We start from the raw sequence: 22,450 nt of genomic DNA on the forward strand, positions 1-22,450 counted from the left end.
GCAGACGAATGATGAGTGTGCGGGCGGGTTATTTATCCATGTGGATGACAGAGCGAATGCTCTTACCTTCATGCATCAGATCAAACGCGTGGTTGACCTCATCTAGGCCCATGGTGTGCGTGATGAACTCTTGCAAGCCAAATTCACCCGCTAGGTAGCGCTCAACAATATCGGGCAGCTCAGAGCGGCCTTTAACGCCACCAAAGGCACTGCCGCGCCATACACGACCTGTCACCAATTGGAATGGACGGGTTGAGATCTCTTGGCCTGCACCGGCCACACCAATGATCACTGACTCCCCCCAACCTTTGTGGCAACACTCGAGTGCAGAGCGCATCACATTGACGTTACCAATGCACTCAAAAGAGAAGTCGACACCGCCATCCGTCATTTCGACGATCACTTCCTGAATGGGGCGCTCAAAGGATTGTGGATTGATGACATCCGTCGCACCCAGTTGCTTGGCCAAATCAAATTTGCTCTCGTTGATGTCGATACCAATGATACGACCCGCGCCCGCCATGCGTGCTCCGATGATTGCCGAAAGACCAATACCACCGAGGCCAAAAATCGCGACGGTATCGCCTTTTTGTACTTTCGCCGTATTTAAAACCGCGCCCATACCTGTGGTGACGCCACAGCCGAGCAAGCACACCTCTTCAAGCGGCGCTTCTTTGTTGACTTTCGCCAGTGAAATCTCTGGAAGCACAGTGTATTCAGAGAAGGTTGAGCAGCCCATGTAGTGGAAAATAGGCTGGCCATCTTTGTAAAAGCGCGTGGTGCCATCCGGCATCAAACCTTTGCCTTGTGTTTCACGTACCGCTTGGCACAAGTTGGTTTTACCCGAGGTACAGAACTTACACTCACCACATTCTGCGGTGTAGAGTGGAATGACGTGATCGCCGACGGAAACACTCGTTACGCCTTCCCCAACCATTTCGACAATGCCGCCGCCTTCATGACCGAGAATCGCGGGGAATACCCCCTCTGGATCGTCACCTGAGAGCGTGTAAGCATCGGTGTGGCATACGCCCGTCGCCACGATACGCACCAACACTTCGCCTTTTTTCGGCAGTTGGACATCTACTTCTTCCATTTTCAGTGGCTCGCCAGCCGCCCAAGCCACAGCGGCTTTAGACTTAATGAATTCCTGACCGGGTTTAATATCAAGTGCCATCGGGTATTCCTCTTTTTTAGCAGTGGGCAGACGCTCTAAGCCTAGCAACAATAGCGAAAGCTGCAGCGTCCTATTTCATTACTACCTTATACTGTTTCGCTTTTGTTGATAATGAGGTGGATTTGCAAATGATTTTTACGTATATGTAATAATTGGCGAGTTTAAATGAGGAGAGAGTCATGGCGAATTGGGAAGGGGTGAACGAGTTTGTCGCAGTGGGTCATCATCAATCGTTTACTGTCGCGGCCAAAAAATTGAATACCTCTGTGGCGCAAGTCAGCCGTAAGGTCGCTGCGCTTGAAGAGCGGCTAGCGGTTAAACTGCTTAACCGCACTACGCGTAAAGTCTCGCTCACCGAAGCGGGGCAATTGTACTTTCAGCGCTGCAAGCATCTGGTCGAAGGGCTTGAATTGGCAGAGCTCTCTGTGACACAAATGCAATCGAGCCCAAAAGGCATTGTGAAAATCACTGCGCCAGTGGCCTATGGTGAGTCGCATGTCGCGCCGATCCTTAATGAGTTTTTGGAGCACTATCCGCAAGTGGATCTGGACTTAAATCTCACCAATCAAACGTTGGATTTGATTGAATCAGGCGTTGATATCGCCGTGCGCCTTGGCCGCTTACAAGACTCCAGTTTGATTGCCAAGCGGCTGTCATCTCGGCAAATTCACGTCTGTGCTTCACCGGCTTATTTGGCGCGCTATGGCGAGCCGCATACCTTGTCTGAACTGGTGAATCACAGTTGCTTGGTTGGGTCACTGGATCATTGGCGGTTTGTCGGAGGGACGAGAGAGCGAGCGATTAAAGTCTCGGGTCGAGTGCGCTGTAACTCTGGTTTTGCGCTGCGCAGTGCGGCAAAGCGCGGCCTTGGTTTGATTCAACTGCCCGACTACTACGTCAAACAGGATTTAGAATCGGGCCAATTGGTTGAAGTGCTCACCGATTATCGCGTTGACCGAGAAGGCATTTGGGCGCTGTATCCCCACAATCGAAATTTGTCGTCCAAGGTTCGCCTTGTGATTGATTTTCTGGCAGAGAGGCTCGCACAGCGCGAGCCGGTTAGTGAGTAACTAGGCGAGGCTATCGGCGTCTTGCTTTTTAATTTGCTTGTGGCCATCTTCTGAGACACCTTGCTTCCAATAACTGCTGATGTAGATGAAGTCGCGGTCCACCTCTTTCTCATTTCTAAAATACTGTCGCAGTTGGCGCATCGAATCAAACTCGCAGGCACACCAAATGGACGCTTGACCTGCTAACCAAGGTTGCGCTTTGACATGCTCTGCCAAAGGCTTGCCTTCGGTGACCCAAAGTACATTAAAGTGACTGGGTATCGTTAAGGCTTGTTTATCTTGCTCGGATTGAACCTGAATCACCGCATAACCGCGTGCGTCTTCAGGCAGTTGTTTGATTTTGGCGGACAGAGCAGGGAGCGCAGTCATATCGGCGACCATAAAAAACCAGTCGGCATCTGTGTTAATAGGCGCAATGGTGCCAGGGCCGGCAATTGAGATGTTATCGCCCACCTGAGCGGACATCGCCCAACGCGCCGCAAAGCCGCAACTTAAGTCGCGAGTTTCGTGACGAACAAAATCCACTTCAAGAGTGTGTGCGGCCGCATCAAAGTGACGAATGGTGTAGGTACGCATGATGGGGCGCTGACCTTCTTGTTGTGAAGTGAGATCGGTGCCACCTTCTGCGTTAAACAGTAGTTTAATGTAACCGCCATCGCAGTCATGGGGAAAGTCACTTAAGGCGTCGCCGTGCAATACGATGCGCTGCATATTGGGCGTGATGGTCTCTGTTGATACAACAGTAAGCAGTTTTGGTGAAGGCTTCTTCATAATGAGGACTCTTACAATCAGGTTGAGCGCGACAGTAGTTGTCGATAATTATTCTTTTTCGCATTTAAGATTAACAGCTCAACCTCGTTAATGTCAGTCTCTTTAACTAAATTTACATTCGAAAGATGTAAATTAGCCAAAAGCACATCCGCACCAACAGCGTTGAGATGAATCACAGCATCGGTAGGGTAGATGCGATCAACAGCAGTGCCATCGTGATGTTAAACACGCGCACGCGCGTGGTGCTGGTTAACCAGCGTTGCATCTCTTTGCCTGCCAATACCCAGAAGGAGCAAGAGGGGAAATTCACGAGCATAAATGCGCTGGAGATCACCAACAGTTCCCACACACCTCCTCCATTACTATAGAGGGTGACCGCCGTCAGTGCCATTGACCAACCTTTGGGATTGACCCACTGAAACCCGGCGGCATTGAGAAAAGTCAGCGGTTTATACGCCTCTTGACTGGAGACTTGTCCGCTCAATGCAATTTTTACCGCGAGGTAACCAAGGTAGAGTAAGCTGAGCCACTTTAATCCTTGATGAAGCGCTGGATAGGTGATGAAAACTTGCGTCAACCCGAGCCCAACTAGTAGCACCATAAACGCAAAGCCGAACACCACGCCTGCGATATGCGGCAGCGTTCTTAGATAGCCGACGTTGGCGCCACTGGTCATTAACATGACGTTGTTGGGCCCCGGGGTAAAGGTAGAAACGAACGCGAACAGAGTCAGCGCAATCACTTGATCCAGTAACATGATGCAATCCTTAATCAAGAAACGAATCCTTATCGTATGTTGTCGTGCGAGCAATTGTGTGTTTTTATTTGTGTAAATTCGCCACCAAAAGATATGAATTATCAAAATGGATAAATACGACGACAGAATATTGCGTGAGTTAAAAAATGACGGAAGAATATCCAATGTAGAGCTATCTGAGCGAATTGGGCTCTCAGCCTCAGCAACCTTGCGACGTGTGCAAGAGTTGGAAAAAAGAGGGGTGATAAAAGGGTATCGCGCGGTGCTCGATAATGGACAGTTGGGTGTTGGCTTTGTCGCCTACGTGTCGATTGGGCTAGCCAGTCATCGCAAGCAAGCCCAGTTGGAATTTGAAGATCATGTCAGGTTTGTTGATGAAGTGGTGGAGTGCCACAACATCACAGGATCGAACGAATATCTGCTTAGAGTCGAGGCGAAAGATCTGCCCAGTTACAAAAAATTTCACGCGGATGTACTGGGTGAGTGCCGACAAGTCAATTCCATATCCACCATGGTGGTGATGGACTCTCCTAAAGATGAACGATAGTGGCTATTTTTCAGCCTAAATCTACATTTTTCTATTTAACATTAATTAATTGACTGATTTTAAATAAGGTTTTGTCATCATTATTACATAGAACTGCCACCAAAGTGTCATCGACGAGCCATGAAACCTTCATAGAGTCTGACTAACTTAGTCGCCATTGAATTGGTTTGAGCAATGAAGCTCTTTGATTAAAAAAGGTAAGTAAGATGAATAAAGCAGTTCTAGCATCAGCAGTGTTGGCGGTTCTCACTTCAGGTTCCGCATTGGCGGCGACTGTTTATAAGTCAGAAGGAACAGAGTTGAAGGTTGGTGGCCGTGCGGAAGCCCGTTTCAACATCTCCGATGAGAATGAATCGGCATCAGACAGTTCTTTCAAAGATAAATCGCGTGCACGTTTCAACTTTCAAGGAAAAACTGAATTATCCGAAGAGCTTTACGGTTTCGGTAAATATGAAGCACAAGTAGAACCAGGCGATAGTGAAACTATCGACAATCGTTATATCTTTGCAGGTATTGGTACAAAGTTCGGTGAGTTTTCTTACGGAAAGCAGGACTCTGCTCAGGTTCAAATCACAGATTTTACCGATCTAATGAATACTTTCGATGAAGCTGCCGCAGATCTAATCGGTGCTAACAAAGATAAACGAGAAAACAACTTTGTTTACGCAGGGAACTTCGACGCTTTGACTATCAAAGCGAACTACATCGCATCTGATCAAAAAGATAACGATAGTTTCGGCATTTCTGCGGTATACAGCTTAGATTTTGGTCTTGATTTGGGCCTTGGTTACACTTCTCAAGATCAAGGTAGTCTTTCTGAAGATCAATATAACATTGGTGCGAGTTACTCAGTGGATTCTCTGACGTTAGCTGCTATTTACGGTGATGGAACCAAAGTTGTAAGTAACGTAGAAGTTGACGCTTCAATGTACGAACTCGGCGCTAAGTATAAATTGGGTAAAACGTCTTTAATTGCAGTTTACAACTACCAAGAAGTGGCTAATGAAGATTCTGTGGATCACTTTGCGCTAGAAGTTGAGCACAAGTTCAACGGCAATTTACGTACTTACGCTGGTTACCGTTTCGAACAAATCGATAACAAAGACGACCAACTACAAGCCGGTATTCGTTACGATTTCTAATCACAAAACAACGTCAGTTTTGTCTACCCATTTGGTCAAGCTCCGTGCTTGGCCATTTTTTTGCCTGAAATTTGAGCAAGAAATGCCGTCTGTTTTGAATATCCGTGGCTCAGGGTGTGAGTGGAAAAGGTGAAATAACCCAGATGAGTGCGCTGGAAATGAGCGAGCGATAAAAGCAAACGTTTGGCTAGGTGTTGTTAACCAACTGACTAATAATGAAAAATTAAGAATAGATCTGAAGGGTAGGGAATTTAGGTATGCAACTTAACCGAACTGTATCACAAAAAATCTAACAATATCAGTCTTGCAGGAAACAAATCACAACCTATAATGCTGAAAACCGGAGCGTCTGCCAACGCTCCGGTTTTTTTGTGTCCGAAACTCAGTCACGCTTCTGCCAAAGCGTACCGAAAACGCACCGACACTCCGATTTGAAGAGAAAGGAATGGTAATCCATGCGTATCGAACAAGAACTTAAGTTAGGCTTTAAAGATGTCCTGTTTCGCCCGAAACGTTCTACCCTAAAAAGTCGTTCTCAAGTAAATTTAACCCGCGATTTTACATTCAAGCATAGTGGCCGTCAATGGTCTGGCGTGCCTGTGATCGCTGCCAATATGGACTCTGTCGGCAGCTTTGAAATGGCAACCGCACTTGCTGAGCACGGCGTGATGACGGCAATGCACAAGCACTACTCTGTTGAGCAGTGGGCTGAGTTTGTCGCCAATGCCACACCAGAAACGCTCAATAAAGTGTTTGTTTCAACGGGTACTTCACAGCGTGATTTCGAAAAGACGCAGCAAATTCTCGCCCTCAGCGATGACTTGGAATTTATCTGTATTGACATCGCAAATGGCTACTCTGAGCATTTGGTGGAGTTTGTCCAGCAAGTGCGCCAAGCATTCCCAACGAAGACCATCTCTGCGGGTAACGTCGTTACAGGCGACATGTGTGAAGAGTTGATTCTAGCCGGTGCCGACATCGTCAAAGTGGGTATTGGCCCGGGTTCGGTGTGTACTACTCGCGTGAAAACGGGGGTGGGTTACCCGCAGCTTTCCGCCATCATCGAATGTGCGGATGCAGCGCACGGCCTTGGCGGCATGATCATCGGTGACGGTGGCTGTTCTTGCGCCGGTGACGTAGCCAAAGCGTTCGGTGGTGGTGCCGATTTTGTCATGCTCGGCGGCATGCTCGCGGGTCATGAAGAATCAGGCGGTGAGCTGGTAGAAAAAGACGGCAAAACCTTCATGAAGTTCTACGGCATGTCTTCTCAGTCAGCCATGGACAAGCACTCAGGCGGCGTTGCACAGTACCGCGCAGCGGAAGGAAAAACCGTACTTCTACCATTCCGCGGCAGTGTTCACGGCACCATTTCTGACATCCTTGGTGGTGTGCGCTCAACGTGTACCTATGTAGGCGCAGCAAAGCTTAAAGAGTTAACGAAACGCACGACGTTTATTCGTGTACAAGAACAAGAAAACAACGTATTCGGGAAAGAGTGATTTAAGCACTTTGAAATAGATTGTAAAAACAACCCTATATTGATTTTACGAAAGCATACGTTGAGATAGAAACAACCATACCTTCAAACGTTTTATAAAGTGTACAACACTTAACGATGTTTGCCACAGGTATGGTTTTTTATTCTGAGCAATGCATTATTAGACATTTCTCAGAATATCCATTTCCCAGTTTATCGGCCGCACATTACCACAAGTATCATTTTCGAAGACCCATCTTTCCGGCTTGAGTTTTTATCTAGGGTACGCTGCCATTCTCGACGCGCATTTTGTTCGCCTTCTGGCTATTGCCAGTTAAAAGCGTAAGATAAGACATTTCAACGTTATCTCTCCTGCTAAAAAGTTTGAAACCGATGTTCAAATCAAAAAACACGACTTTGTTGATGATTAGCGTGCTGCTGCTTTCTATCAATTTACGCGCACCGTTCACCAGCTTAGCTCCGCTCATTTCGCAAATTATGGACTCGTTACAGATTTCAGCGGTCAGTATGGGTGTGATTACGTCAACGCCGTTGATCATGTTTGCGTTGGCGTCTCCTTGGTGTCCCAAGCTTGGCAGCAAACTGGGTTTAGAGAAGTCGATTTGTTTTGCGTTAGTTTTGATCGCGGTTGGTGTAGTATCTCGCTCTTTTGGGCACTTTTACTGGTTGTTCATTGGAACAACGCTTATCGGCCTTGGCATTGCAATCGGCAATGTGTTGGCTCCGGCAATCATCAAGGCGTCATTTCCCGGCCGAATTGCGACAGTGACTGCACTGTATGGTATATCGATGGGTATTGGCTCGACACTGAGCGCTTCGGTCATGGTGCCTGTCACCAACGTTATTGATGACATCTCTATCGGTTGGCGAGTCGCATTGGCGGGAAATTTGATTTTTCCTGTGCTCGCTTTGGCTTTTTGGTTGCCAAGGTTAGCGGAAAGCAAAACTCGCAGCACTGCGAGTAGCAAAGATTACTACCCATTAAACAAGCTTATGCGCCAGCCTATTGCTTGGTACTTCACGTTTGCGCTTGGTTTGAACTCTTTTATTTTTTACACGTTTGCAGGCTGGCTGCCAAAAATTCTCGCGGCTTTGGGTTACAGCGAGTTAGAAGCGGGGTATGTGTATGGCTTTTTGCAGTTTTCGACTATGTTTCCGGGGTTGCTGCTCATTCCTATCATGGCTAGAAGCAAAAGTATTGCGCCTTTATTTGTCGGTGCTGCGCTTTTAAACGGGGTAGGTGTGACTGGCCTAATGCTGTTTCCTCAGTGGGCTATCTTCTGGGTTGGCGTGTTTGGTTTGGGCAACTGTTCTACCTTTATTCTCGCTTTGTCGATTTTGGGGCAGATATCCGGGACCTCAGCACAAGCGGCGACGTTGTCAGGTATGGCCCAATCAATAGGTTATGCGCTTGCGGCTGTTGGCCCCGCTATTGTTGGCATGATTTACTCTCAGACTCAAACCTGGTCATTGCCACTCACCATTATCGCTTTTGCGGCCTTTTTATGTGCGCTATTTGCTCTTCTAACGACCCGCAAAGGATGTTTGGTTGTGGATTAGGCCAAGCGTTTATTTAACGGCTGAAACCGCTTGTAGATGTCTCTGAAGATCGCAATCAATAATACGATGGCGCTTAACCAAACGAGTCTCTCTGGGATAAGCTGACTGCTGCTGTCGAGTTGCGTTTGGATGTCGATGGCGAGCGTATCCACTAACGCGTTCGTCATATATCCAAACACCATTGCCACGCCCACAACACCGATCAGGTAGCTCACAAGAACGCGCTTGCCTAGCTGGTGATAAACCACACCCAATGTCGCCATGTTGGTGGCAGGGCCTGCAAGTAAAAAGACAAGCACGGCGCCAGGGGAGACACCCGCAAGCATAAAGCCTGCTGCGAGAGGCGTTGAGGCTGACGCGCAGATATACATAGGGACGCCAATCAGAGCCATAACCAGCATCGCCCAAGGGCCGCGGCTAAGTTCACCTAGAGATTCAGGAGGAATAAAAGTCACGACTAACGCGGACATTGTTAGCCCTATAATTAACCAGATAGAGAGATCGGAAATCAAGTCGGTAAAGGCAAATCGCTGACCTTGCCAAAACCGTGTTGTCCATGAGGTAGGGCTGCTCTCCACTGGCTTACTGCTACAGCAGCTTGATGAGCAATGGTTGTTACTTGGCTGAGAGGGTGTCGCGGGTTGCGTTTCTTTGTCTGTTACTAGCACGAGTATCGCTGCGACTAATGCAGAACTCATTGCGGCAATAGGGCGGATAATGGCCATAAATGGCCCAAGTAACGCGTATGAGATGGAGATGGAGTCAACGCCCGTTTCTGGTGTCGAGATCAAAAAAGCGACCGTCGAGCTTTTGGAGGCGCCAGCGCGTCGAAGGCCCAAAGCCGCAGGGATCACGCCGCATGAGCACAGAGGCAATGGCGCGCCTAATACTGTCGCTTTTACCGCAGGCCACAAGCCAGAACCTCTGAATAGCAGCCCCAATTTGTCTGTGTTCATCAAGCTTTTTAGGATGCCCGCGACGATGAGGCCGACAATAATCCAAAAGGCGGAGTCGAGCCATAAATCAAGCAACGTCATGAAAAAGGTATCAATTCGGCTCATGCTATCTCTCCTCGGGCTTTGTATGCGCAAGTGCTGTGAGTATGGTGCAGTGTGTTGCCGCATGGGCGCCGCCACAACAACGCTGATTGATCACTTGCAGCGCATCGTGCATGTGTTGCAGGCGCTGTATCTTTTGTTCAATATCGTCCAGCTTAGCTTCCGTAATACCCTTTACCTCTTGGCAGGTATGTTGCTCAGGCTTGATATGGATGGAGAGCAGCTCTTGGATGTCTTCTAGTGTGAACCCCAACTCTTTTGCGTGCAGAATAAACGAGAGCTTGGCGACGCAGTCACTATCGTATTGACGATAGCCGTTGGCGGCACGTTGTGGCTTTAGTAGCCCTTGCTGCTCATAAAATCGTATTGCTTCAATGGTGATGTTCAGTTGTTTGGCCAACTGACCGCGGGTTAACCGTTCCATGTTGATAAGCCATGTTGAAGAAATCATGGCGTGATTATAAACCCTGTAGTTGGCTACAGGGTCAAGAGGTTTATTCTAGGATGAGAAAAAGGCGAGAAGAGGCCACCAGCGCTACCACTGGCAGCGACTCGTTATGCTTTGAGGCTAGAGATACTAACCAAGACGTCTTCAAGTTGTTGCCAAGGTAATAACTGGCTGTCGATGACTTCTAGGCGGCTTTCAAATCCCTCCAAACTGACTTGATTGACGGAAACCACGCCATTGCTGACGTTAAACGCGAAGCTGCCATTGTTGGTATTCAACACGCCTTTGACGCGCTCAGCGGTAAGATCAGACAGCACTGAAAAGAGGTCATCAAAATTAAAGGTGACTTCAGCACCGAAAATCCAGCCGCAGCTGTAGTAACCTTGGCCTTGGTTTTCTTTGCGAGTCATCACTTGATCGGGGGCAAGGGCGAATTGAGGCTCTTGCTCGGCATGTTCATGGTGATGAGCGTCCATTGGCGCGCTCGACGGCGCTTTATTGCGGCGCTGGCTATCGAGTAACTCAATAGGGAAGCGACCTTGTTTCACCAACTGACTGTAGATTTTTGGTGGTGTCTGAACCGTGACCCAATCGTTGAAGGCATCCACATCACTGACCTGACATTGATCAACCTTGTTGCCAATAATGATGTCGGAAATGGCCAGTTGATCAATAAAGTTCTGGTTACTGGTGTATTTATCCTTAGAGAGATTGCGCGGATCGACCAGCCCGATGGTCGCTTTCAAATCGATGTAATCAGCAAACTGCGCAGAGGTGAGGGTAGCCAGTACTTTGTGCGCGTGCCCCAGGCCCGTAGGCTCAACGATTAGCCTATCTGGTTGGGTACGCAACAGTGCCGTGACCGCCACCGACATTGGCACGCCAGCGGCACAGCACATGCAGCCGCCGGGTACTTCTTTGATAAGTGCGCCTTGGTCTGTGAGCAGTGCGCCATCAATCCCTATCTCGCCAAATTCATTGACCAATACCGCCCAATGCTCGTTTGCCGGTTTCTCTTTGAGCAGATTCAAAATGGCGGTGGTTTTTCCTGTACCCAAAAAACCGGTAATAATATTCGTGGGAACTCTCATCGATACTCTCCTAAACGCCTTAGCGTTTGTTTTTCAGGTAACGTTTACGACGCTCTTCTTTCTTCTTCGCTTTTTCTTCTGCTTTGCGGGCCGCTTCGATTTCGACTTCGATCAACTCTTGAGTGATCATCTCTGGGCGCTCCAGAGTCAATTGACCCAGTGTTCCGCCGCGCAGCTCATGCAAAAGGATTTCTGAGCATTTGTGCAGATCCACGCGCCCACCTGTGCGCAATGCGCCGCGGCGTCGACCGATCTCTTCCATCAGCTCAATATCGGTTTCTGGTAACTCTTCAATTTGGTAACGCTCTTTTAAGCGCTCTGGGTACGCTTTGGCTAAGTACTCAACGGTGTAGAATGCGACTTCATCGTATTCCATTGCCGTGTCTTTCACAGCGCCCGTTGCGGCGAGTCGGAACCCACTGTGCGGGTTTTCAACTTTTGGCCACAAAATTCCCGGCGTGTCAGACAGTACGATGCCATTTTGCAAGTTGATGCGTTGTTGGCGTCGAGTGACGGCAGGCTGGTTGCCGGTTTGCGCAATAACACGACCAGCCAGTGTGTTAATGATGGTCGATTTACCAACGTTGGGAATGCCCATGATCATGGTACGAACGTTTTTGCCGATCTCTTCACGATGCGGCGCCAGCTTACGACAAAGCTCGAGGATTTTATGTACTTCTTGGGGATTTTGTGTGGTGATGGCCATCGCCTTCACGTTGTGCTCTTTCTCAAAGTGCTCGATCCACAATTGAGTGAGCTCAGGATCGGCAAGATCGCGCTTGTTGAGCACTTTAACCACAGGTTTCTCTCCGCGTAGTTGAGAGATCATCGGGTTCTCGCTGCTAAACGGGATACGAGCATCGAGCACTTCAATAATGACATCCACTTGCGGAATGGCTTCTTCGATCTCCTTGCGCGCTTTGTGCATGTGGCCAGGAAACCATTGAATTGTGTTGTTAACCATTTGAATACCTTGTAATTACTCTTTTGTGCTTGAGCCAGATGAGAAATGAGTCACCCCATTCATCTCAGGTTTGGCGCTGATACCGCGGGCTGACGATGTGTCTGCTTGCTCAATACACCTTTATCTATTGGCGCGATGTTACCATTTTATTCTACTCAGCGTTATGGCTAGCGAGCTTTTTACTGAATCGGGATGTGGAGATGTAATAAAAAGTCGCGGCCTATTTACCGCGACTTTTAGAGCATGAGTGCTTACCTGGGGAAGGTCAACACGTTGGCGGAGGTAGGGGAGCTCTGAAGTGTTTAACTATCGAGTACCGCGAGTGTGCGCGCGTTAGCTGAGCGATCAAAATGGACTTGAATTTTTGTGCCCAAGCGTTCGAAGATCACTTGGTCAAAGTCGGTGTTGATAATCTTGAAACCGTTCATGGCAAATAGACTTGTCACTTGGGTACGCTGTTTGAGTTCCAGTGCTGAAGCGAAGAGTTTTTCCATAGGTAAGCCCTCATTATGTCGTTATTTTAGTCATCCTAGCGCGTGCGAATCAGCGACTCAAATGACGAAAAAATAGCAATTTGACATAGTTTGCTGTCTATTTATTGATCAATGATGACAATTAATATTACTGAAGGCTTTTAGATGAATTTCATATACATTGACGCGGTTTTTGTGAACTCGGTGCAAGTTGTTTAATAGTGTATGGATTCATTTTTGTCGTGAATGACAAGCTTGGTTACAACTTTTTTGTTCGATAGGTCTATTTATTATCTTACCGCTAAGGTGGTGAGCTTTTTAGGCCAACGGCAGTGCGCTAAGGCAGCGGCGACATAAGCAAAGATTACGAGAAGTATCGTCATTGAGCGTCGATTTGTCTCGTTCTTCGAGCGAAAAGCACCAACATGTTGATTTCCCTAGGCTAATGTCACACTGAGTAGGGCTAGCACACTGAGGACACGTGTGTGTACTCTGTTGCCCGCTGATTGAGTCCATGATGTGATCACGTTGTTCATCAGAGTGCTGAGACCACTGAACTATTTCGTCCATAGTACGGTGACAGCCGCTACAGATTCCGCCATTGTTTTTACATGCTGCAATGCAGGGTGTTTTCATAAATCGCTAGGTGTTAGAAGATAAGTGCGCAGAGGATAACACGTTCGAATCGCGCGTAAAAATGACTTGTTTTTGATAATGGTTCTCATTAATATTTAAGCCAAATCATAATAAAGAGTCACCTATGTTGTCTTTGTTTGCTGCTCTACTTTTCTCACTCGCGCTCGGATTAAAACTGCACTTACCGCAATGGTTTATTATCGGCTATTTGGTGGTTATCGCTTTAGTTGAGCAATGGGCACCGGGCAGCGCCTTGTTGGTACTGATTGGCCTGTTTGTATGCTCACCCGTACTCATTCATCAAAAAGGTCGTTGGATCCCTTTATGGGTCTATGGGCTGTGCGTGGTCATTCCCGCCGCGTTTATCAAACTTTCTGTGTAACGCTTGTCCACTAAGGTGCATTAAGGTTGCTTGGCGTTCGCTGCCTTCGGTTTGACAGTATAGGGTTTGACAGTAAAAGCGACCGACTGATCATTTTTTAAAAAGACGTTGCTGGCGATAATACTGCCAAGCGATATACAGCCGAGGGCGAGCAAGCTCACCGCGTTGGCACATTCTTGCAAGAAAAACCAAGCTAAGAGCGTCGCGATAACAGGTGTCGTCGCTGCAAACGCCGCGCTGCGTTCAGCGCCAAGGTGAGCAATGGCATGAAGGTAGGTAAAGGCGGCAATAATGCCCGCTCCAACGCCTTGCAGTAAAAGATGGCGGAGCAATTCATCGTACGGCCACAGGGTGACGTCGACACTGGCTAAGGTGCTCGGCACGACCCCAGTCCGTATCAAGAGTGCTAACGTCAAGCTTGAAAGCAATGATACCCATCCGGCCACGGCTAAGGCGTTGAGCGCGGCGACTCTGGCGCAAATCGTAAACACACTCCACATGAAACTCGCCACAAGCAAGACAAGGTAACCATTAAGCTGATGGTGGCCCGCACTGGCCCCATAATGCAGAAATATCGCGATGCCAACCACAATCAGGCATAAGCCTATCACTCTATGGTGGCTCAGTGATTGACGATAAACCAACACCGCAAGCGCCGTGACAAACAGCGGTAAGGTGCCAGGGATAAGTGCGCTGCCATCGGAAACCGGTGCAAGCTGCATTCCATTACCCGCGACCCATAGATAGGGAAGGCCGCAACCGATAAACAAGCCTAGTTTTAGCCTCCAAGGCGTATCTCGAATTGCCGTTCTGTGTTTGATGACAAACGGCAACAGAACAATTGCGGGCAGCATAAAACGCAGCAGCGCAATATCAGCCAGAGTCAATGTAGATTGAGCGCCCATACGTAGCGAAAGAAAAAAGCCTGACCACATCAGGAGGGTTGCCAGCATAGCAAGATAGCCTGTGAACATAATGCTTTAACATTTAATTATCATTTGCTAAGTATGAATCGTATGATGGGGTTAAAGATGGCAAAGTGAGTGGAAATCTACTTAATGTGTGCCAGATTTTGCTAATGATAAATCATTTTTTGAGTGATATAGGCAACGTAGTATGGATCGAATTGATAAACACATTCTCTCGCTATTGCAGCGAGATTCGCGTCAATCCGCGGCGCAAATAGCGGAAAAGGTCGGATTGTCACCGTCACCTTGTGCGAGGCGAATTAAACGCTTAGAGGAGAGTGGGGTGATCAGCGGCTATCATGCAAAGTTAGACACGGGGCATATTGGGGTTGGAATGACAGTATTTGTCGAAGTGAGCTTGAATAACCATCAGGCGAGTTCTATTACCAGTTTCGAACAAGACGTGATTGAGATGGAAGAGGTGGTGAGCTGTCATGTGGTGTCGGGGGCGTACGATTATCTACTTGAGGTCGCGGCGCGCGATTTGAGCGGCTATGAAGCATTTACTCGCAAGTTACAGACTCTCAATCATGTGAAAGACATTCACACCCATTTATCGATTCGCCAAGTGAAAGCGTCGAGTGAGTGGCCAATCTACCGATAGCCACTCACCTTGATCATGTGCGTAACGCGGCGAATTATTCTGGCTTGATGATGCTACCCAGCTCTAGCACTGGTGCCGCTTCGATGTCTTCGGCATTCATCATGGCGGAAATGCGTTGGACGGACGAGAGCAACAACGACTGTTCCCACTCCTCCAGCGTTTGAAACTTATTGATGAAGCTTTGCTGCAGTGGCATTGGAGCTTCACTGAGCACTTGGCGGCCTTTGTCAGTTAAATGAGCGTGTACCTTGCGTTTGTCTTGCACGCTGCGCACGCGCTTAACCAGATCACTGCGCTCGAGGCGGTCAAGGATGGTAGTGGCCGTCGCCTGACTCATGTTGGTGTGGTTAGATAGCTCACGAATGGTCACTTCACCGAGTTCTCGAATTGAGCGCATGAGTATTAATTGTGGCCCGGTTAGGCCTGACTCTTTACTCAGTTTCTTCGAGTGCAAATCAATAGCGCGCATGATTTGGCGGAGTGAAACCAATACTTCTTCGTGCTTTTCCAACTTGATACCTCTATTAACGTCGCGATGGAGCGGGGAAAATACCTCAATTAGTGAATCATTTGAAGTGTAAAGATCAATGTTCTTTCAGGCGCTTGACGGACCACTCATCATGTGAATTATCATTAAGAAGGAAGTGTAGTGATGAATTTAGTAGAGTTCAAATGTTTAGAATTCAAACAAAACCATGTCAGCATTGAGTGAGGGTTTTGTTTAAAAATTGAACTTCTGCTAACCTTTGTGGGTAAAAAGTGAACATTTAACCGAGGTTTAATGGAACATTTTATATGGGTGAGTACAATATGTGCGTTCGCGACGAGCTTGAACTTCGTTAGGAATGCGTCGTAAAGCGCAAGATATTAGTTTTACGACTAATGATTTTTATGTCAACAAGCTCGAACACACGCACTAATCATCTAAGAGAGGAACGATGACTAAGGGTATAGATAAGTACAGTATCGATAGCACCGACTACACCGTCGGGCAAGATAATGTGCAAAAGTGGGGGTTTGATGTTCACAACCCTGTCTTTGGGATCAGCGCGGGTTTGATCGCGTTGTTCTTGGTAGCGACGCTAGTGCTTGATGCGGAGTCGGCTAAATCTGCGTTAGATGGCCTAAAATGGCAAATCATTGGCAGCTTTGATTGGCTGTTCATTTGGTCGGGCAACATTTTCGTGATCTTCTGCCTGGCGTTGATTGTTTCACCGCTTGGAAAAATCCGACTTGGTGGTCAACAAGCGACGGCGGACTATTCGTTCATCTCCTGGCTCTCTATGCTGTTTGCTGCTGGTATGGGTATCGGACTGATGTTCTGGAGTGTGGCAGAGCCTGTTGCGTATTTCACCGGATGGTATGAAACGCCACTGGGTGTGGAAGCCAACACAGAAGCCGCCGCCAAACTGGCTATGGGCGCAACCATGTTCCACTGGGGTCTGCACCCGTGGGCTATCTATGGCGTGGTGGCACTGTCACTTGCGTTCTTTGCGTACAACAAAGGCTTACCGCTCTCAATTCGCTCAATTTTTTATCCACTTCTGGGCGATCGCGCTTGGGGCTGGGCAGGTCACGTGGTGGACATCCTAGCGGTTTTGGCTACCTTGTTTGGTTTGGCAACGTCTCTTGGTCTTGGCGCGCAACAAGCGGCCAGTGGTATTCACCATGTCTTCGGTATTGATGCCGGCCTAGGGCTACAGATTGTCGTGATTACTATTGTGACATTATTGGCGGTGGTATCGGTTGTTCGTGGTATCGACGGTGGCGTAAAAGTGATCAGTAACATCAACATGTTGGTAGCGTTCGTGCTGCTGATTTTGGTGGCTCTGATCGGTTATGCGGTTACGTTTGGCAACATCGGCACAACGCTGATGGCGTACGTTGAAAACATCATCCCGTTAAGTAACCCGCATGGTCGTGAAGACGTTGCTTGGTTCCAAGGTTGGACTGTTTTCTACTGGGCTTGGTGGATTTCATGGTCGCCATTTGTCGGTATGTTCATTGCTCGCGTTTCTAAAGGTCGTACTGTGCGCGAGTTCATGACCGCAGTGTTGCTTGTCCCTACCGCCGTTACCTTGCTTTGGATGTCGGTCTTCGGTGGCATTGCGATTGATCAAGTGGTCAACAACATTGGTGAGCTAGGTGCCAACGGCTTGACGGATGTGTCGCTAGCGATGTTCCAGATGTTTGATGTGCTGCCAATGGGCACGATGCTCTCTGTGATTGCAGTGGTACTGGTCTTGGTGTTCTTTATCACCTCATCGGACTCAGGCTCACTGGTTATCGACAGCATTACCGCTGGTGGTAAAGTGGATGCGCCTGTCCTGCAACGTGTATTCTGGGCCTTCATGGAAGGGGCGATTGCGGTTGCGCTACTCTGGATTGGTGGTACGGAAGCGATTCAAGCGCTACAAGCGGGTGCGATTTCAACCGCGCTGCCGTTCACGATTGTCCTGCTGTTGATGTGTGTCAGCTTGATACTCGGTATGCGTACTGAGAAATACAACCAGTAAGTCATTCCAACAATAAGTGAAAATAAAACGGGAGACTCGAAGGTCTCCCGTTTTTTTATGCCTCGCTAAAATTGAAACCTCTGAGTGACAGCGACTTAAATCCACAGTTTGCCAATGGGGGTCGAAGGTGCAAAGCGATAGGCGATCTGCGCTTGAAGAAGCTCAGCGGTTGCGATCGCATCGGTTAGGGCATGATGTGGCGTGTATTGTGGCAAACCATAACGTGTGCGACTTGCCGCTAAACGGACCGATTGTGGTTTTTTGCCTTTAATCCGATTGATGATGCCCTGGGTCTGTTTCTTCTGCCATTCGATTTCAAGTTGCATGGTATCGACCACTGGAAACTCAATGCCTTCATTGATGCGAGAGCGCAGCGCTTGATCGAAAAACTCACGTTCGATTTTTTGATAGTGAACCACGGTGATCTTACCCGCCATTTGCTCTAATACTTGATCAAACACAGCAGACAAATCCGGAGCGTCCAGCACATCTGAGTGGGTAATGCCATGAATGACCACCGACTCTTCCGCTAACTGCTGACGGGGACGAACGGTCCAGTGCTTGGCCTGATTCATGTAGATTCGATTAAGATCAAAGGGCACAGTCCCTATGGTGATGATGTCATCTTGATTGGCATCAAGGCCGGTGGTTTCAAAATCCATCGCTAGAAACTTCACCTCGCTAATTGGGGTGTCGAGCGCAGGCACGCCCGCTTGGTAGTAGCGTAGCAGTCGCTCATCTTGAGTCAGTGCGAGCTTTTGTTGGAACTTGTTCGGCCAGTCTATGCTGCCAGCGTATTTGAGTCGATTTAGCATAGTGTCGCCTACTTAAAGTTGTTGCTCGCTTGATAGCGGAACTTGAGGAAGTTCTGCGCATTACTCAATATCTGAAACGCATCTTTGAGGTTGCGTCGTTCAAAATCAGACAAGTGCTCAGGCTCGATGTTGTTGTCTGGTTCAATCTCATTTTCCACATCATAGGCTTGGTGGCGGATACGTACCATGGAGATGAATTCCAACGCGTCACGCAAATCTCGCGCTTTGCCTTTTGGCAAAATACCCGCTTCTTGAATGTCATCAAGACGTTCGAATGAATTTCTTGAGCGAGAGCCAACGGCCAGTGCATGCACACGGATAAGGTCGGCCAGTGGCGCGGTGCCACGACGTTTTAAGTTGATCGAGTTTTTGTGCTGACCGTCTTTTTCCATCACAAAATCTTTAAAAAAGCCAAGTGGTGGGGTGCGGTTCATGGCATTGCGCGCCAAGCACGCGAGAAAACGGTTGTTCTTACGGGCGCGGCGGACGATAAAACCATTGAGTTGCTCCGCGAATTTGAGCCTGCCATACACGCCATCTAAGTCAAAGAAAATAGAGGCATTGAGCAGCGCCTTAGGGTTTGGATCGTCAATCCAATCGGCAAAACACTCTTCCCACTCGGTGCGTGTCATTCGCCAGTCGGGGTTTGTCGCCATAATGTCGCCGGTGCAGTATTGGTAGCCGCAGCGATCAAGCCCATCACAGACGCGTTTGGCGAGCAGTGCAAAATAGTCATCGTGCCGTTTTTTATCAAAACTGTTGTCGAGAATAATGGCGTTGTCTTGGTCGGTGACTAATAACTGTTCATCGCGCCCCATCGATCCCAGTGCGACAAAGCAGTAGGGGATGGGTGCTTCGCCGAGCTCTTCTTCTGCCAACTCGATGATACGCTGCTTAAAGCTGCGACCAATCACCGACATCGCGCTGCCCACCATGTGCGAGTTGGCGTCTTCGTTCACCAGACGGACGAAACTGTCCTTCACTTGTTGGGACAACACCGCCAATTCATCAATGCTTTGTTGTTGGAAGATGGTGCTCACCAGTAGCAGCGAGTTTTGTGACTCATAGCGAACAATATCGGTTGCCTCAATGATGCCTATCGGTTTTTTGTCTTTCAGCACAGGTAAATGATGGACGTTGTAGCGCAGCATGGTGAGCATGGCTTCATAGACGTAGGCGTTGTGATCAAGGGAGATGAGTTCGGTGGTCATCACGTCCGCTACTTGGTCTGCGGGGTTAAGACCCTGCGCGAGCACGCGTGTGCACAAATCGCGGTCGGTAATGATCCCGACTAATGGGTTGGTGTCTTCTTCATCGCTCTCGACGATATCAGCATCATAAATCAACAACGAAGAGACATTCTCATCGGCCATTTTGATCGCCGCGTTTTGAATCGACTCGGTTTTGTAGATGTAAGGCACTTCACCGGTCAGCAAGGTGCGCACCTTAGACGTGGTGAGATCGTTTTGCTCGGTTGAGGTGGAAATCGCATGGCGAAGACGCGCACTGTCTTGTACTTCAACAAAATCGGCAAAGGATTCATAGTTGTCGTAGAGGTGCTGGAACACCGCTTCGGGAATGCAATAGAGTAGGGTGTCGGTGATCGCTTTCGCCGGGAAGCGGACTTTGTTGTTGGTCAGTAGCCCCATTTGGCCAAATAAGGCGCCCTCATCGATTCGGTTATAGAGCTCCCCTTTGCGGCGGTAGACTTCAATGACGCCACTGCGAATCATATACAGATCGTGAATCTCATCGCCAAAGTGGATGACGGGTGTATCTTCCCGAAAATAGGAGATTTCGATGCTTTTCGTGACGGTGTTGAGAACTTCATCTTCGAGTTCATCAAAAGGCGGATGTTGGGCGAGGAAGTTTTTGATTTCGAGTAGTTCGGCTTCCATGATGGGGTCCACTGTTGGCTGACTGAATGTCAATGGTACAACATCTAGGGTGAAAAGTGGCGCAGTGGCTTAAAAAATAAAGGCTTAGGCACAGTGCCCAAGCCTCGTTCAAACTTGAATAAAACCTGAAAGGCGAAGCTAACTCGCTAAGGTTTAGCTCAGCCCGATGATGTTGCCGTCATCGTCTAGATCAAGATTCATAAACGCTGGTTTATCAGGGAGACCAGGCATCGTCATCACATTGCCACACAGGGCGTAGATAAAACCGGCACCTGCACACAGCTTGAGTTCCCGTACTGGCACATCAAAGTGACTAGGCGCCCCTTTGACTGCGCCATCAGTCGAGATGGACATGGGCGTTTTTGCCATACAGACGGCAAGGTGATCAAAGCCTTGTTGCTTGAACTGGGCCAGTTGCGCTTTCGCCAGCTCACTGAGCGTGATGGACGACGCGCCATAGCCTGTTTCTGTTACCGCCATCAGTTTCTCTTCCAGTGATTGGGAAAGTTGATACAGTGGCTTAAAGCTCGCGCTCGTCTGCGTTTGTTCCACCACCTTGGCGGCAAGCTCACGAGTGCCTTCACCACCAAGGGCAAAGCCTTCGCTGATAGAAACGGCGACATTGTTTGGCAGAGCTTCGATCAGCGCTTTCAGCTCAGCGAGCTCTTGTTCGCTGTCTTGCGGGAATCGGTTGATGGCCACAACCGCCGGCACGCCGTACTTGTTGACATTGTCGATGTGCCATTTTAGGTTTTCAAATCCAGCGTGCAGCGCGTCTTTATCATCATGGAATAGGGCGTCAGGCAAGGCTTGGCCTGGCTTTAAGTCGTAACAGCCAGAGTTGGCTTTAAGTCCGCGCAACGTTGCCACAATGACGGCGCAATCAGGCGCTTTGCCGGAGAGTTGCGCTTTGATGTTGCACGCTTTTTCAAAGCCCATGTCTGAACCAAAGCCGCCTTCGGTGACCGTGAAATCGGCCAACTTGGTGGCGATATTGTCTGCGATGATGGAAGAGTTACCGTGAGCAATATTGGCGAAAGGCCCAGCGTGGATCAAGGTCGGCACACCTTCTAGCGTTTGCATTAACGTGGGTTCGATGGCGTCTTTCATGCAGACTGCCATAGCGCCGGCGACTTGCAAATCTTCTGCGGTCACGGGCTGCCCATCGAGATCATAAGCTAGTACAACACGGCCGATACGCTGGCGCAAATCGCTCAGGTTGCTGGCAAGGGCAAGAATGGCCATCAGTTCCGATGCGGCTGAAATGTCAAAGCCATCTTGGCGCTCAAAGCCGTTGATGGTTTTACCTGGCTCGTTCTGACCCACGCGGATCATGCGCAGTGCACGGTCATTATGATCCATTACGCGTTTCCACACGATGCGTTCTGGGTTAAGACGCAGTGCTTTGAGTCCACTGCGCGTTTCGAAATCGTCATAGCCGTTGCGCTGTTCATGATACAGACGCGCGTCAATGGCGGCCGCCGCGAGGTTGTGGGCAGCGCTCACCGCATGAATATCGCCAGTGAGGTGCAAGTTCAACTCTTCCATCGGCGCGACTTGCGAGTAACCGCCGCCCGCTGCGCCGCCTTTGACGCCAAACACGGGCCCCATAGAAGGTTGACGAATGCACGCCATTACAGAGCGCCCCAACTTTTTCAATCCTTGCGCAAGGCCAATCGTGGTGACGGTTTTGCCTTCGCCAAGAGGGGTTGGAGTAATCGCGGTCACGACGATTAGCTTGCCTGTAGGTTGATCATCGAGCCTTTTCAGTGTGCTCAGTGAGATTTTGGCCTTATATTTTCCTTGGCTGTGAAACTCTGATTCCGTTAATCCAGCGTTAAGCGCAACCTGATCGATAGATTGCAGTGATGTCGTGCGACAGATTTCAATATCGGACAGCATAAAACCCTCAAAATACAGACTCAAAAAGTGAGGCAAACGTTTGCGCACGAATGATAGCGTGTAATCTTGCGTTGTAAAGCGCTTTTTAGTGACGGAATATTTTAGCGGATTGGGCGAAGAACGCCTACGCAAATTGGGTTGGACATGTAGGCCAATAACTCAGCGAACAATGT

At 48.7% G+C, this 22,450-nt stretch carries 22 protein-coding genes; 8 read left to right on the top strand and 14 right to left on the bottom strand.

Annotation, left to right across the window (positions count from 1 at the left end; genetic code table 11):
* Window positions 1-28 precede the first annotated feature (28 nt).
* Window positions 29-1,177 (bottom strand): S-(hydroxymethyl)glutathione dehydrogenase/class III alcohol dehydrogenase, encoded by a 1,149-nt coding sequence (locus AC6R1O_RS11325; protein WP_500657051.1) that lies wholly within the window; start codon window positions 1,175-1,177, stop codon window positions 29-31.
* 179 nt (window positions 1,178-1,356) lie between these two features.
* Between AC6R1O_RS11325 and AC6R1O_RS11330 the strand changes: the two genes are divergently transcribed.
* Window positions 1,357-2,247: a LysR family transcriptional regulator gene (locus tag AC6R1O_RS11330; protein ID WP_500657052.1), complete on the top strand. Its 891-nt coding sequence runs from the start codon at window positions 1,357-1,359 to the stop codon at window positions 2,245-2,247.
* Here AC6R1O_RS11330 and AC6R1O_RS11335 read toward each other — a convergent pair whose 3' ends face one another.
* Entirely contained in the window at window positions 2,248-3,018 is a 771-nt protein-coding gene (locus AC6R1O_RS11335; RefSeq protein ID WP_500633556.1) for a siderophore-interacting protein, read from the bottom strand.
* A 172-nt stretch (window positions 3,019-3,190) separates the two neighbouring features.
* A complete protein-coding gene (locus AC6R1O_RS11340) occupies window positions 3,191-3,775 on the bottom strand; it encodes a LysE family translocator (RefSeq protein WP_500633557.1) in 585 nt (194 codons plus the stop codon).
* Window positions 3,776-3,881: 106 nt separating this feature from the next.
* On the opposite strand from AC6R1O_RS11340, the gene AC6R1O_RS11345 reads away from it, so the two are divergent.
* From AC6R1O_RS11345 to AC6R1O_RS11360, 4 genes are all read left to right on the top strand, one after another.
* Entirely contained in the window at window positions 3,882-4,322 is a 441-nt protein-coding gene (locus AC6R1O_RS11345) for an Lrp/AsnC family transcriptional regulator (RefSeq protein ID WP_500657053.1), read from the top strand.
* 206 nt (window positions 4,323-4,528) lie between these two features.
* On the top strand, window positions 4,529-5,464 hold the full coding sequence (locus tag AC6R1O_RS11350; RefSeq protein ID WP_500637678.1) for a porin: 936 nt from the start codon (window positions 4,529-4,531) through the stop codon (window positions 5,462-5,464).
* Between the two features lie 455 nt (window positions 5,465-5,919).
* Complete coding sequence (locus AC6R1O_RS11355; RefSeq protein WP_334551741.1) at window positions 5,920-6,963, top strand: GMP reductase; 1,044 nt, start codon at window positions 5,920-5,922, stop codon at window positions 6,961-6,963.
* A 371-nt stretch (window positions 6,964-7,334) separates the two neighbouring features.
* The gene (locus AC6R1O_RS11360; protein ID WP_500637677.1) at window positions 7,335-8,522 is read left to right on the top strand and encodes an MFS transporter; all 1,188 of its coding nucleotides are present in this window, start codon (window positions 7,335-7,337) and stop codon (window positions 8,520-8,522) included.
* Here the strand turns inward: AC6R1O_RS11360 and AC6R1O_RS11365 are convergent.
* The 6 genes from AC6R1O_RS11365 to AC6R1O_RS11390 form a co-directional block, all read right to left on the bottom strand.
* A complete protein-coding gene (locus tag AC6R1O_RS11365; RefSeq protein WP_500637676.1) occupies window positions 8,519-9,583 on the bottom strand; it encodes an SO_0444 family Cu/Zn efflux transporter in 1,065 nt (354 codons plus the stop codon). The two genes, AC6R1O_RS11360 and AC6R1O_RS11365, sit on opposite strands and share 4 nt — an antisense overlap.
* Window position 9,584: 1 nt before the next feature.
* Entirely contained in the window at window positions 9,585-10,004 is a 420-nt protein-coding gene (zntR, locus tag AC6R1O_RS11370; protein WP_500637675.1) for a Zn(2+)-responsive transcriptional regulator, read from the bottom strand.
* 131 nt (window positions 10,005-10,135) lie between these two features.
* Window positions 10,136-11,119 (bottom strand): CobW family GTP-binding protein, encoded by a 984-nt coding sequence (locus AC6R1O_RS11375; RefSeq protein WP_500637674.1) that lies wholly within the window; start codon window positions 11,117-11,119, stop codon window positions 10,136-10,138.
* A 19-nt stretch (window positions 11,120-11,138) separates the two neighbouring features.
* Entirely contained in the window at window positions 11,139-12,083 is a 945-nt protein-coding gene (gene ylqF, locus AC6R1O_RS11380) for a ribosome biogenesis GTPase YlqF (protein WP_487903378.1), read from the bottom strand.
* Window positions 12,084-12,385: 302 nt separating this feature from the next.
* A complete protein-coding gene (locus AC6R1O_RS11385) occupies window positions 12,386-12,577 on the bottom strand; it encodes a hypothetical protein (protein ID WP_500657054.1) in 192 nt (63 codons plus the stop codon).
* A 297-nt stretch (window positions 12,578-12,874) separates the two neighbouring features.
* A complete protein-coding gene (locus AC6R1O_RS11390; RefSeq protein WP_500625240.1) occupies window positions 12,875-13,192 on the bottom strand; it encodes a DUF1289 domain-containing protein in 318 nt (105 codons plus the stop codon).
* Between the two features lie 124 nt (window positions 13,193-13,316).
* Here AC6R1O_RS11390 and AC6R1O_RS11395 point away from each other — a divergent pair, with 124 nt between their 5' ends.
* The gene (locus tag AC6R1O_RS11395) at window positions 13,317-13,574 is read left to right on the top strand and encodes a hypothetical protein (protein WP_500625241.1); all 258 of its coding nucleotides are present in this window, start codon (window positions 13,317-13,319) and stop codon (window positions 13,572-13,574) included.
* 20 nt (window positions 13,575-13,594) lie between these two features.
* On the opposite strand, the gene AC6R1O_RS11400 is transcribed toward AC6R1O_RS11395, so the two are convergent.
* On the bottom strand, window positions 13,595-14,548 hold the full coding sequence (locus AC6R1O_RS11400; RefSeq protein ID WP_500657055.1) for a DMT family transporter: 954 nt from the start codon (window positions 14,546-14,548) through the stop codon (window positions 13,595-13,597).
* A gap of 142 nt (window positions 14,549-14,690) precedes the next feature.
* On the opposite strand from AC6R1O_RS11400, the gene AC6R1O_RS11405 reads away from it, so the two are divergent.
* Window positions 14,691-15,146, top strand: a complete 456-nt coding sequence (locus tag AC6R1O_RS11405) for an Lrp/AsnC family transcriptional regulator (RefSeq protein ID WP_500657056.1) — start codon at window positions 14,691-14,693, stop codon at window positions 15,144-15,146.
* 34 nt (window positions 15,147-15,180) lie between these two features.
* Here the strand turns inward: AC6R1O_RS11405 and AC6R1O_RS11410 are convergent, their stop codons facing one another.
* Window positions 15,181-15,657, bottom strand: coding sequence for a MarR family winged helix-turn-helix transcriptional regulator (locus AC6R1O_RS11410; RefSeq protein WP_500657057.1), 477 nt, complete (start codon window positions 15,655-15,657; stop codon window positions 15,181-15,183).
* Between the two features lie 427 nt (window positions 15,658-16,084).
* On the opposite strand from AC6R1O_RS11410, the gene AC6R1O_RS11415 reads away from it, so the two are divergent.
* Window positions 16,085-17,662, top strand: coding sequence for a BCCT family transporter (locus AC6R1O_RS11415; RefSeq protein ID WP_500625245.1), 1,578 nt, complete (start codon window positions 16,085-16,087; stop codon window positions 17,660-17,662).
* Between the two features lie 95 nt (window positions 17,663-17,757).
* Here the strand turns inward: AC6R1O_RS11415 and AC6R1O_RS11420 are convergent, their stop codons facing one another.
* From AC6R1O_RS11420 to AC6R1O_RS11430, 3 genes are all read right to left on the bottom strand, one after another.
* A complete protein-coding gene (locus AC6R1O_RS11420; protein WP_500631988.1) occupies window positions 17,758-18,477 on the bottom strand; it encodes a 3'-5' exonuclease in 720 nt (239 codons plus the stop codon).
* Between the two features lie 8 nt (window positions 18,478-18,485).
* Window positions 18,486-20,375, bottom strand: coding sequence for a putative nucleotidyltransferase substrate binding domain-containing protein (locus tag AC6R1O_RS11425; RefSeq protein ID WP_500633567.1), 1,890 nt, complete (start codon window positions 20,373-20,375; stop codon window positions 18,486-18,488).
* A 153-nt stretch (window positions 20,376-20,528) separates the two neighbouring features.
* The gene (locus AC6R1O_RS11430; RefSeq protein WP_500657058.1) at window positions 20,529-22,277 is read right to left on the bottom strand and encodes a formate--tetrahydrofolate ligase; all 1,749 of its coding nucleotides are present in this window, start codon (window positions 22,275-22,277) and stop codon (window positions 20,529-20,531) included.
* Window positions 22,278-22,450: the final 173 nt, after the last annotated feature.

The sequence above is a fragment of the Vibrio sp. R11-SG3-ISO3-SZ genome, from assembly GCF_059834345.1.